This is a genomic window from Rhizobium terrae, assembly GCF_003425685.1.
Lineage (GTDB): Bacteria > Pseudomonadota > Alphaproteobacteria > Rhizobiales > Rhizobiaceae > Neorhizobium > Neorhizobium terrae.
The window spans coordinates 536,256-548,413 of the sequence record NZ_QJKM01000002.1; the positions used below are offsets into that span (position 1 = coordinate 536,256).

The window sequence follows — 12,158 nt, forward strand, 5'->3', positions numbered from 1 at the left end:
ATGGCCGAGCGTAAGCGGAGGCCGGGTGAGAGGGCCGCACGCACCGACATGCAAGAAAGACTATCCTCATGCCCGACGCCAATCGAGAGAACGGCCGCGATACCGACAACAGGCCTTCGCCGGATGCACTTCTGGAGCATGCCGAGCGGGAGGCGCGCGGCCGGCTGAAGATTTTTCTCGGAGCCGCACCGGGCGTCGGCAAGACCTATGAAATGCTGATGTCCGGCCGCGCCCGCAAGGCGGACGGCGTGGACGTGGTGATCGGTGTGGTCGAGACCCACGGGCGCAAGGAGACCGAGGTGCTCGTCGAGGGTTTCGAGGTCATCCCCCGCAGGAAGATCGATTATCGCGGCCAGATGCTCGACGAGATGGACATCGACGCCATTCTTGCCCGCCGTCCCGCCCTCGTCCTCGTCGACGAGCTTGCCCACACCAATGCCGCCGGCAGCCGCCATCCGAAACGCTACATGGATGTGCAGGAAATCCTCTCGAACGGCATCGACGTCTATTCGACCCTCAACATCCAGCATGTCGAAAGCCTGAACGACGTCGTGGCGCAGATCACCCGCGTCCGCGTCCGCGAGACGGTGCCGGACCTGATCATCGACCGCGCCGACGACGTCGAGATCATCGACATCACGCCCGACGACCTCATCAAGCGGCTGCATGACGGCAAGGTCTATGTGCCGCAAACCGCACGGCGCGCCATTGAGAACTATTTTTCGCCGGGCAACCTGACGGCGCTGCGCGAGCTCGCGCTCCGCCGCACCGCCCAGCGGGTGGACGAGCAGCTTTTGAACCACATGCAGACGCATGCGATCTCCGGCCCCTGGGCCGCCGGCGACCGGCTGCTCGTCTGCCTCGACCACGGCCGCAACGGCGCGAGCCTCGTCCGTTACGCCCGCCGCCAGGCCGACCGGCTGCGCGCGCCCTGGACGACGCTGCACCTCGAAACGCCGCAGGCGATGAACCTTTCCGACGAGGACAAGGACCGGCTGGCGGCCAACATGCGGCTTGCCCAGCAGCTCGGCGCCGAGACCGTGACGCTGCCGGCCGTCAATCCGTCGCGGGACATCATCGCTTACGCCAATGCCCACAACTTCACCCATATCGTCGTCGGCAGGCCCGGCAAGCCGCGCTGGCGGCAATGGTGGCACGGTTCGATCACCCACGACCTGATCCGTTACGCGGGCGACATCAGCGTCCACGTGATTTCCGGCGACACGAAGGAAAGCGAGATGCGGCGCGGCGTGAAGGCCGCCAAGCCGCCGAAACCCTTCCGCATCAAACCCTACCTGCTGAGCGTCGGGTTCGTCGCGCTGGCGGTTCTCGCCGGGGCCATGCTCGACCAGACCCTCAACGTCCAGAACCTCGCGCTCGTCTTCCTGATGGCGGTGCTGGCGGCGGCCGTGCGCGGCGGTCTCGGCCCAGGCCTTTTCGCCTCGCTTCTCGGCGCGCTTTCCTTCAACTTCTTCTTCCTGGAGCCGCGCTACACGTTCACCGTCCGCGATCCGGAAAGCCTGGTCGCCCTGTTCTTCTATCTCGGCGTCGCGATCATCGCCTCGAACCTCACGGCCGCCGTGCAGCGCCAGGCCGCCGCAGCACGGCTCAGGGCCCGAACGACGGAAGACCTCTATCTCTTCTCCAAGAAACTTGCCGGCACCGGCACGCTGGACGACGTGCTGTGGGCGACCGCCTTCCAGATCGCCTCGATGCTGAAGGTCCGCGTCGTCATCCTGCTGCCGGAAGGCGGCTCGATCGCGGTCAAGGCGGGTTATCCGCCGGACGACACGCTGGTGGACGCCGACATCGCCGCCGCCAAATGGGCCTGGGAGCATAACCGCCCTGCCGGCCGTGCCGCCGATACGCTGCCGGGCGCCAAGCGCCTTTATCTTCCCATGCGCACCGGCCGTGAGGCCGTCGGCGTCATCGGCCTCGACAACGACAGGCAGGGGCCGTTGCTCACGCCGGAACAGCAGCGGCTGTTCGATGCGCTGGCGGACCAGGCGGCGCTCGCCATCGAACGCGTCCAGCTCGTCTCCGACGTCGATAAAGCGAAGCTCGCGGCGGAGACCGACCGGCTGCGCACCGCGCTGCTGACCTCCATTTCGCACGATCTGAAGACGCCGCTTGCTGCGATCATGGGTTCGGCCGATACGCTGAGGGACCTTGGCCCGCAGCTCAACGAGGAGGCCCGCAGGGACCTGTTGTCGACCGTCGTCGACGAGTCCGAACGGCTCAACCGCTTCATTTCCAACCTGCTCGACATGACCCGCATCGGCTCGGGCGCCATGGAACCCAACTACGCCTTCCATTTCGCCGGCGACATCGTCGGCACGGCGCTTTCCCGGACGGCGAAGATCACGGCTCGCCATCGGGTCAATGTCAGCATTCCCGCCGACCTGCCGATGCTGAAGGTCGATCCCGTCCTCTTCGAGCAGGTGCTGTTCAACCTCATCGACAATGCCGCCAAATACGCGCCCGACGACACGGTGATCGACATACGCGGCTGGCGGGACGGCGGCTCGATCCTGATATCGGTGATGGACGAGGGGCCGGGAATTCCGCCCGACGACCTGGAACGGATCTTCGACAGCTTCTACCGGGTGCGGAAGGGCGATCATGTGCGGGCCGGCACCGGGCTCGGCCTTTCGATCTGCCGCGGTTTCATCGAGGCCATGGGCGGCACGATCCGCGCCGCCAACCGAACCGGCAACGGGCCGGACACGTCCGGCGCGATCTTCACCATCCGCCTGCCGGTCGCGGATAACGTCTTTGCGCCGGCCGAAGCGCCCCAGCCGGGAGAGAACGAATGACCAGTACCGCCGTACGCATCCTGATCGTCGATGACGAGCCACCCATCCGCAAGCTGATCCGGGTCGGCCTTTCCGCCCAGGATTACGCCATCAGCGAGGCGATGAACGCCAAGGTGGCGATCGATCTGGTCAGGACGGAGAAGCCGGATCTCATCATCCTCGATCTCGGCCTGCCGGACATGTCCGGCCACGACCTATTGGCCAAATGGCGGGCCGAAGGCCTCGACCTGCCGATCGTCATCCTCTCCAGCCGCACCGACGAGGCGGGCATCGTCAAGGCGCTGGAACTCGGCGCCGACGACTACATGACAAAACCCTTCGGCATGAACGAACTCGGCGCCCGCATCCGCGTGGCGCTCCGCCACCGCCTGCAGGCCCAGGGCGAAAAACCGGTCTTCCAGACCGGCGAACTCTCCGTCGACCTCGTCAAGCGCATCGTCAAGGTGGCCGACAAGGAGATCAAGCTCTCTCCCAAGGAATACGACATCCTGCGCATCCTGGTGCAGCACGCCGGCAAGGTGCTGACCCACCGCTTCCTGCTGGAACACGTCTGGGACGGGCTGACGGACGTGCAGTATCTCCGCGTCTACGTTCGGCAGCTCAGGCAGAAGATCGAAAAGACGCCGGACCAGCCGCAATACATCCTGACGGAGACCGGAGTGGGGTATCGGCTGCATGAGGGCGGGTGAGGACCTCGGAAGTTCGTCCTGCGGAGCCGCAGGCGAATAGACCAATTCCGCCGAATTCACAGTCAAGGGGAAAAATGGTGCCCGGAGGCGGATTTGAACCACCGACACGCGGATTTTCAATCCTAATGTCTCATTCATAGCCCATTTGCAAGTTTGTTGACAAGCGTCGAAATCACGATATCTCCCTTCTACAAAAATCAGCAAAATCATAGCGTTGTCAACAATTACGCCCCTCTTGCTTGTTTCAGCAAGCTGGATCAGGCTCGGTACTGCCTGCTCTTGTCAACCAATTTGGAAGCGGTATAGGAGCGGTATAGATTTTGGCGACGGTATAGAACGGAGTGCGGGCGGTATGGCGACTGAAAAGCTGGTGATCACGGACAAGGAGATCGGGCGGGCGAAGAAGATGGCTGAAGCTGGAGAGACCCCGGACGGCAAGCCCTTCATCTTCACCGACGAAAAGTTCACTGGCCTTCGCTTGCTGGTCCAGGCGAAGAAAGCATCCTGGATCGTGCGGTGGGGAGACAACTCCGTGACGATCGGATACGTCCACCCCGTCGGAGATCGCACGATCACCGCGCCGAAGACCGTCCGCGACCTGGCGGCAACCGTCATGGGGATCCTCAAGGACGATCCGAAGAAGGCGCGGCCGTTCCTAGACGCGCACTGGTCAGGACAGAGCAAGAGCGCCGCGCTGCAGGCCGTTCACAAGACTGCAGACACATGGACGCTGCGCGAGTGCGTCGAGCAGACCATCGCCGGAAAGACGGCACCCGACGCGAAGAACCGGATCACCGACAACACCGTGAAAGATTACCGTGGCACTTTTGGACGTGAATGCTTCCAGAAGATTCTCGACAAGCCTGCCGTCTTGGTCACCCGGGGCGACATCGAGTCGGTCCGAGACTGGGTCAAGAAGAACGTGGGTGCATCTCCGGCGACGAAGGTGATCACGTATACCCGTGCCGTCTTCACGTACTGCGCCCGCAACCACGCGGGTCAGAGCGGCTTGGAGAAAGTGGATTCGTGGTGGATGTTCTTGAATGCACCCTACGAAATCAAGCCGCGCAGCCGTCGACCCGAAGTCGAGGCGATCGTGAAGACGATGATTATCGCGGAGGAATACCTCGGTAAAAGGCTACCTGGTCGCGCTGTAGAGAAATCGGGCGTGAATCCAGGCACTCTAGCTGGTCTCTGGTGGCTCGTCCTCACGTGCCAGCGCGCTACTGCAGGGATGTCATTGCTAGCTCATGACGTGGTCACTGATCCGGAATCGAACGAATTCCTGCTCGCTGTGTGGGCTGAGGACATCATGAAAGCGGGGATGGCACACGTCCTGCCCATCCCAGACCGCGCATGGTCACATGTCAACGCACTCATCAAGCAAGGCAAGCACGCGAACACGGACGGCCACGACTGGGCCTTTCCTTCCGAGAAGGTAGTCGGCGTTCATGCGACCGCGTCCGGCGTCTACAGGATCCTGTACCGCCTCGCCGGTCGCGATAAGGAGCATAAGCCACGCGGCGACCTCAAGGGCAAGAAAGTGCCGAAGGCAAAGGAAGCTCGACGTGATCTGCTCGCTGAGGCTGGCATTGATTGGTGGAGCCTCCACGACCTCCGGAGAACAATCACCAACGTTCTCGACGAGCATGGTCTGCCCGGCGGCGCGACCGTCATCCTCGCCCATGATATCCACGAAAAAGAAGCTCTTGCTGTCACTGCATCAGAACGCGAACGAGATGATTTTCAGCGTCTTCGCACCGCCAGGATCACCAAGATGGCTTACGGCGGCAGTCAGTATATCAAGCTGAAGAAGGAAGCGATGAAGATCTGGGCGGACGTCGTTCTCGACGAATACGAACGCCAGAAGGCTGAAAAAACAGCCTTCCTAGACGCCGCCGAGTAACCCAGAGCCTATCCCAGTGCCCAAGGATTCCCTTCCTCGAGCACTGGGTGCCAGTTTTCAGTGCTTCGACGTCGGATCGGGCTCGCCCGAATCCTGCTCAACAGCCGTCTGCAGATCCCGCATCATATCGACGCCCTTGCCGTAGTCCTGCCTAAAATGCTCGACCGCTCCCTCCTCGGTCTCGAACATCGTCCGCATCGACGCCCGCTTTTCCTCCCATTCCGCGACGTCGACGACATACTCATGCCGCCCGCACCGCACCCGCGCCTCATCACCGACACCGACCAGCCGCCCTTCTCGGCCGCAGCACTCGCACGTCACCAGGGATTGCTGTTTGGCGTTCTCCCGGATCCGCATCATGCTCCGCCAGGGATGCGGCATCTTGCGCTCGGGCGGCAGATGGTCATCCAGCGGGATATCGCCGCTGACATAGGTCGCCGACAGCCGCAGCGCGCCGTCGACGGTCTCAGCATGGGTGATCTCGAAGCACCACTCCGGAGGCAGCCGCGATGCTTCTTCAACGGCTTCGGCGAGGATGTGCTGCCAGCCGCTAGCGACGGAAATTTCAGACATTCTCCACCTTTTGGTCGGAAATAATCAACATCAGTCCTTGTTGCGTTCAGATTCTACCGCGCCAATGACAGCTCTTCCGGTAGCGATGACGTCAGCGATGTGGTCCTCGATCGGCTGCTCGTCGCGCCAGCGATACGCATCCGCCCAGAGACCGTCGTCTTCTCGCATCTCTCCGAGCACGGCAGCGTGCTTGGCACAGACCGTCTTCGCCACAGACGAGAGCCGCAGCCGACCTTGGCCGCCGCAGATCTCGCACGTCGCCAGGCTTCGGAGCCGGACCTCTTCCCGCAACCGCTCGACTTCTGACCGGCACCCTGGGTGATCATAGTCGCATGCGATGTGGAGAACGAGGCAACCCAGCTTTTCCTTGCCGCCCGTGATCTTCGCTCGCCATGCCGCCGGGTAAGACTGGATCCGGGGGACCGCGTCCTGGACCAGACCTGCCCAGCCCATGTCGAACGCGAATTCGGCATCGCTAGAGATCGTTTCCGGGTACATCGTTTTCAGATGCCCGAAGACGTTCTCGCGTTGCTCACGGTGAGCTTGCTTGAGTCTCGGCCAGAGATCGGAAAGCACGAGATTGCCAAGAATCTCGTAATCATCCGGCAACACGGACTCCTGATTGAGTCGTTCAAACATAGCCGCAAACTCGACATCGAAAACGCTCTCCGCGAAGTGGTATCCGTACTCAGCCAGCGCCATTTTCATCAGCACCGACGTCTTCCGGATTTCGAGACGGCACATCTGCGAGAGTTCCTTCTTACGATCCTCAGTCATCAAATCCTCCTTCCGAGTCGAACCCAGCCTTGGTCGTCAGCGCCATCGATTTCGGACGATTGAGATACAGCAGCCTGCTCCACAGCGCGGCTCCCAGTCCCGGTGATAGACGGATCCGTTGACCCGCCATTCGGCTGGCGTGCTGCCCGACTGCCAGAGCTGGATGCTCCAAGGGGTCACAAACGGCGCGCAGTACATCTCCTCGTCGGTCGGCTCCGTCACACGGCTCAGCCGGAATTCCTTCGGAGGCAGAAGGTAGCCGCCCGGCGACAGGAGCTGCAGCAAGCGCCTGCCGATGCGGAAATCGGTGCCAGTCCTGCTCGCCATGTGCCATCCGATCCTTTCAACGGTCTCGTCGTCGTCGAAAGCGTGGAGGTCGAGGACGGTCTCGATGTCGCGGCAGCGAGTTAGAGCGGCGATCACGAGATCCTCTCTGTCCATGGATTCTACGTGGATTGTCACCGGCGGCAGACCGAGACGGCGTCTCTGCGCAGTCGTCAACGAAATCTCTCCGGGGTTTCGATCTCAATCATGGTGTCCGTCTCAAGATCGTATCGGTACCACTGGCCCGACACCTGCATCGTTCCCGCCGTCCACCGGGCCTGCTGTCCCCAAGCAGCCTGATCAGGCGACGCATGCTCCTGGCACAGCGTCCGCCACCAGGCCATACGCCCCGGCGGCGGCCGTCTGAGCCAGCCCTCAGCACCGCAGACTTCGCACGTCATGCCCGATTTCGCTTCGGCTTTGCCCTTCGCGAGCCGCGCTGCCAAGACATCGGTGTCGCACCAAACCCGCATCGTGCCCCATTTTTCTTTGATCTCGTGCACAACGAGCGCGGGATCATGGGGCAGCGCCTCCGCGACGAAATCGCGGACGAGACCGAGCCACCCGATGCCGACGTCTACGTAGCGTGCCGAGTCGAAGACACCCGGATAGTCGGCAACAAGGTCGTCGAGTTTGATACGCGGGAAGTCGGGATCATGCATCGTAGGAAGCCTCCTCACACTCATCGCAGGTCACGATGCGGCCGTTCCCCCGATCTCTGGCGTGTGCAGACCCGCAGCAGCCGCACGTCGACAGCGACTGGGTGACAAAACCCTGGATGCGGCGGCCGAGCTGATATGCCGTGCCGGGGTCGATGCTGGTCTGATCGACATCAACGTGGAGCCATCCGCGGTCGGCCGTCAGTGCGTTTACACGGACGTCGGGATAGTCGCGGCGGAGGGTGCTGCGCAGATCGGCGACGAGAGCGGACCAACCGGACGGGATGTGGTCATCAGACATCGAGCATTCCCTTCGTGAGCTGTCGGAACGTCCTGGGCGTGAAGTCCACGTCGGGCATGTCGACACCGACGTCCCGGGAGCGGCCTTCGGCCGGCAGTCGACCGTGGGCGTGGCCGTAGAAGTGCCAGTGGCCTTTCAGGTGGCCCTGCCAAGCCCGCTGCGCGTAGTGGCTGAGGACGACATGCTGGCCTTCGTCCTTCACAAACATGATAGCTTCCGGCCGCGCTGCCCAATCGAGAGCAAGGATAGTGGGGTGGAGATCGCCGTCTCGGCGGACGTCGTGATTGCCGTAGACGAGGTGCTTGCGACCTTTCAGACGGGAGAAGATCTCGCGGATGCGCTCGGGATTGTTGAGGCCCATCGCGAAGTCGCCAAGGTGATAGACAACATCGTGTTCGCCGACGACGGCGTTCCAGCGCGCAATCAGGTGATCGTCGTGCTCGTCGATCGTCGAGAACGGGCGCGGCTGCATGTGCAGGATGTTGGCGTGATTGAAGTGAGTGTCTGACGTATAGAACTTGCGGACGAAGGGCACGGGAAGACTCCGAGAATAGGCATAGACGAGCGGCTCCGCTTGGTGCGGAAGTCAGGCGGCTATGGCTATTCGGAGTCCTGCGGTCATCGGTGGTGTCCTTGTTCGAATCCTTAGTAACAGGACCCGGAGGAGTTGTGAGCCCCGCCAATGCGACGAGGCGTCGGCAGGGTTAATGAGTGGCGATCGAACTCACGGATATGTCCGCGAAGTTCCGTCAGCCGCGTACAGTGTCGCGGTGTACCCTGCTGACGCTCGCGCGTCGGCTTCGGCGATTTTCTTACGACGCGCTTGATCCAGCGGTCTCAGTTCGCTTTCGGCTTTCAGGATCTGAGCTTCCGAATAGCCCCAGGTCTTTCCGTGCCTGACGATGAAGAACGCGGCATCATACGGCGTCCTGAGATCGTAGGCGAAGCGCATCTCGTCATCAGGCATCTTCAGAAAGTCAGGAATATTTCGGGGATCCTTGCCGCCCGGGCATGTGTTGACAACACGCGAGAATGGGGTGGTGAGAACCGCCACGACGCTCTCGAACTCCTTCGGTGCCATCCGGAGCTTATCCTTAGCTATGAGGCGCGCCTCAGCGAAGTCCGAGTCCAGGCCGCGGTCGTGGATCACCTCAGGTCCCTGAGCTGCGGCCAGTGCGCTCTTGATCCGCGCGACCAGGCGATCAAAACGAGCGCGATGTTCGCCGTCGGTAGTCGCCTCGGAAGCGACCAGAGCCAGGAGATTGGCAGTCAGGGTTGTATTCGGAAGTTGCTTGCTCATGCTGCGTACTCCAGGTTTGTGATGATGTGATTGTGGTCTCGCATTAAGCGCCCGAGATCGAGTGCGGTCGGTGTCACTTCGACGCTGTGCTCACGTTGAGATCCATCCGCATTCGGCGCGACCAGGCGGATCGTCATCGGCTTCTTGCCGGACCACGTGTGTCCTTGAAGAACAGCCTCCGCATCAGAGACGCGGTAGCCTGTCGCGAGCGTAAGCAGCAGCGGCGTCGAGGTGTCGAGTTCCGCGCCTTCTTCGGAATCGTCGGCTTCGACCTCGGGATCGATCTCGGCGACTTCGGTGACCGGAGTCACTGCGGGCTCGTGCCCATGGCGGTAGTTGATGCCGTCAGGCTCTCTCCAGTCCGCGAGCCATCTCGTGAACGCATCGCGGATGCCCTCTGTGGCCATCGCCGTCAGGATCTGACGGCCTGTCAGGATGCCGAGAGAGCCGATAAGAATATCGGGATCCTCTTTCGCGAGCGACATCGTCGTAATCCAGCGCTCCGCGACCAGAATGACATCAACCTTCAGCTTGCCCGCTGCCTGGGCCAAGATTTCCTCGCTGGGAACTTCGGTCGCAGTGTCGAGCTTCGCGCGCTCGAACATCTCCCGGATGCGATCGCGCTCCGTTGCGTCGATTGGCGGCTTCTGGGTCTCGGCGAGGTGCTTCTTCGCCTTTCCGACTCGGATGATAACCGCCTCTACTGGACGACCTCGGGTCGCGGCGCGGCGAAGTTCGTAGTCCCCAGAAAAGCGGCGGACCTTGGCGGATGTTGAGCCGTCTGCGGCGCCGAACATATCGTCCATCGCGGGCTTGAGCACGTCGCTCTCGAAGTGCCCCCAGTGAAACCTCCCCCTCTTGCCGACCCACCCGAGTTCGGCGGCCAGGTCTTCCGGCTTGTAGACGAGCGGATGCTGCTCATCGAGGCCAGCGACGTAAGCCAGTTTCGGATAGAGCCGGGCCGAATACTTGCAACGGAAGCGCGCGAAGGCGGCGACTTCGAGGTGCGCATACTGAGTCGCAGCCAGGATTACCTTCCGCACTGAAGGATGCATTCTGTACTCGATCACGCGAGTGCCGGACGGGCGTGTGACGTCTTCGCACTGCAGGAGCTGGATGCGATTGGCGGCACGACGAGATCCGTCTTCGTCAGTGAAATCGTACGCAACGAACGTGCCGTTGATCGACTCGACGTATTCACGAATCCGGTCAGCCCTCGGCGTGTCCAGATACGCCAGCGCGGCAGCGAACGGCACGACATGATCCTCGGTCTTCGCGATCTGGGTTCGGGCGGAAGCCATCAGGTACTCGTAGAGAGCGTGGCTCTTGGCTGACATCGCCGCAGCAGGTGTCGCGCCTTCGGTCTCGCCGACGTAGCGCAGGCTCCGGATCATCACCAGTGGCCGCTCGGCACGTGGATCCTCTTTCTCGATGCGGGTCTTGTCGAGGACTGCCGAGAGATCGCCCTGGATGCCGCTGCGGTCGGCGCCAGTGATCGGGGCCTTGTCTGCCGGGCGGCGATGGAATGTGTTGCGCATACGTTGTCTCCTGTCCTGCAACAATGATTTGTCCGCCGGCGGAATGGGGCAAGGAGATTATGTCGGGTGGCGCAAGTTTTCCGACAGAGACGCATCCCGATCCCGTAGTGATGACTAAGTCGGGCCATGCAGGGAGTCGACAGGAATGACAAGTTCCGACATAGACAGTGGGTTTCGATGACAAGTTCCGACACTAAGAAGTTGACGGCACTAGGCGTGGACTTGTCAGGTCGGGGGTCAAGAGCCCGGATATTCTTAAGAGATTCTACAGAGCCATTTTTGTCGGTGGTTTCCGTAGTGAAGGAGTGATGATTCACCCTCCGGAGGGGGAGAGACTTACGTCTCTCGCAGACGCTACGCGCTGCTCCGCTCGACCATCTCCGGAGATCATCCTCCACGGCCGAGCCTGTTGCAACGGCTAGTCGCTTGCAACGCCGAAGCCGATCATTCCCGTAGTGACGAGAGGGAGTGACGGTCATGCCGAGGGTAGCTGATCCGAGCAACGAGACAGGACGACGCGCAACCGAGCGCTGGAGAGCGGGACTGCGGACAGCAGCGGTGCCCGAAGCGTGCCATGTCGACACTGCCCTTTCTGCAGCAGTGTCGGTCTATCTTGCACGAGTACAGGAGTCCGGAGACGACGTGCCTGCTCCGCTCAAGGCGGTCATCGCCGACGCCCTTCGCATCCTTGAGTCTCGGGGCTTCGATCAGTCGGGAGCGAAGCGGAAGACGATGGGTCGACTTCTCTATCGTCGCGACCGCGAGAGGCTGCGGAAGTCCGTCGAGAAGCCGTCCGGTGGGAGGTCACTATCAGGGAGTGTCAGGAATTTCGTGTACGGGCGTGCGGTTAAACATTTCGTTTTACGCCCTCGCGGCGTGGAAGCGGTCCGCGAAGAGAACGGCGAATTGGGATTTTGCCATCGCCCATTCTTTGGGTGGCATTTTCCACGCTTTCTCCGATCTGTTCAAGACCAGATACAGGAGTTTCGTCGCAGCTTCGTCAGAAGGGAAGTGCCCTCTGGCTCGAACAGCCCGTCGCAGCTTGGAATTCAAGGCCTCTATTGCGTTGGTGGTGTAGATGATCCGCCTCACGTCCCTGGGAAAGGCAAAGAAGGGAATGACCTCCTGCCAGGCGCGCCGCCACATGTTCCCGATGGCCGGGAATTTCTGGCCCCAAAAGCCCGCCTCGAACGAGGTCAGCGCGGCTTCGGCAGCCGTGTCATCGACGGCAGAATAGATCAGCTTCAGCGCACGGGCCAGATCCCTGCGGTCCTT

The 12,158-nt window shown here is 61.8% G+C and carries 12 protein-coding genes; 3 read left to right on the forward strand and 9 right to left on the reverse strand.

Going from position 1 to position 12,158, the window contains the following annotated elements:
• Positions 1-68 precede the first annotated feature (68 nt).
• The 3 genes from DMO26_RS05505 (at position 69) to DMO26_RS05515 (ending at position 5,411) form a co-directional block, all read left to right on the forward strand.
• Positions 69-2,816 (forward strand): sensor histidine kinase, encoded by a 2,748-nt coding sequence (locus tag DMO26_RS05505; RefSeq protein ID WP_117190994.1) that lies wholly within the window; start codon positions 69-71, stop codon positions 2,814-2,816.
• Complete coding sequence (locus DMO26_RS05510) at positions 2,813-3,505, forward strand: response regulator transcription factor (protein WP_117190995.1); 693 nt, start codon at positions 2,813-2,815, stop codon at positions 3,503-3,505. Before DMO26_RS05505 ends, DMO26_RS05510 begins: the two co-directional genes overlap by 4 nt.
• A gap of 352 nt (positions 3,506-3,857) precedes the next feature.
• The gene (locus DMO26_RS05515) at positions 3,858-5,411 is read left to right on the forward strand and encodes a site-specific integrase (protein WP_117190996.1); all 1,554 of its coding nucleotides are present in this window, start codon (positions 3,858-3,860) and stop codon (positions 5,409-5,411) included.
• Positions 5,412-5,468: 57 nt separating this feature from the next.
• Here DMO26_RS05515 and DMO26_RS05520 read toward each other — a convergent pair whose 3' ends face one another.
• The 9 genes from DMO26_RS05520 to DMO26_RS05560 all read right to left on the reverse strand — a co-directional run.
• Positions 5,469-5,984, reverse strand: coding sequence for a hypothetical protein (locus tag DMO26_RS05520; protein ID WP_117190997.1), 516 nt, complete (start codon positions 5,982-5,984; stop codon positions 5,469-5,471).
• A 30-nt stretch (positions 5,985-6,014) separates the two neighbouring features.
• Positions 6,015-6,761: a hypothetical protein gene (locus tag DMO26_RS05525; protein WP_117190998.1), complete on the reverse strand. Its 747-nt coding sequence runs from the start codon at positions 6,759-6,761 to the stop codon at positions 6,015-6,017.
• Between the two features lie 36 nt (positions 6,762-6,797).
• Positions 6,798-7,262 carry a hypothetical protein gene (locus DMO26_RS05530; protein ID WP_117190999.1) on the reverse strand — a complete coding sequence of 155 codons (465 nt, stop codon included), beginning with the start codon at positions 7,260-7,262 and terminating at the stop codon, positions 6,798-6,800.
• Positions 7,259-7,747: a hypothetical protein gene (locus DMO26_RS05535; protein WP_117191000.1), complete on the reverse strand. Its 489-nt coding sequence runs from the start codon at positions 7,745-7,747 to the stop codon at positions 7,259-7,261. The genes DMO26_RS05530 and DMO26_RS05535 overlap by 4 nt, the downstream gene beginning before the upstream one ends.
• The gene (locus tag DMO26_RS05540) at positions 7,740-8,045 is read right to left on the reverse strand and encodes a hypothetical protein (RefSeq protein ID WP_117191001.1); all 306 of its coding nucleotides are present in this window, start codon (positions 8,043-8,045) and stop codon (positions 7,740-7,742) included. The genes DMO26_RS05535 and DMO26_RS05540 overlap by 8 nt, the downstream gene beginning before the upstream one ends.
• On the reverse strand, positions 8,038-8,580 hold the full coding sequence (locus DMO26_RS05545; protein WP_162894723.1) for a metallophosphoesterase family protein: 543 nt from the start codon (positions 8,578-8,580) through the stop codon (positions 8,038-8,040). Before DMO26_RS05545 ends, DMO26_RS05540 begins: the two co-directional genes overlap by 8 nt.
• A gap of 189 nt (positions 8,581-8,769) precedes the next feature.
• Positions 8,770-9,345 (reverse strand): hypothetical protein, encoded by a 576-nt coding sequence (locus DMO26_RS05550; protein ID WP_117191002.1) that lies wholly within the window; start codon positions 9,343-9,345, stop codon positions 8,770-8,772.
• Positions 9,342-10,883 carry a replication initiation protein gene (locus DMO26_RS05555; protein WP_117191003.1) on the reverse strand — a complete coding sequence of 514 codons (1,542 nt, stop codon included), beginning with the start codon at positions 10,881-10,883 and terminating at the stop codon, positions 9,342-9,344. Before DMO26_RS05555 ends, DMO26_RS05550 begins: the two co-directional genes overlap by 4 nt.
• Positions 10,884-11,744: 861 nt before the next feature.
• Positions 11,745-12,158, reverse strand: a 414-nt coding sequence (locus tag DMO26_RS05560; protein WP_205421176.1) for a transposase, incomplete at its 5' end; no start/stop codon positions are given.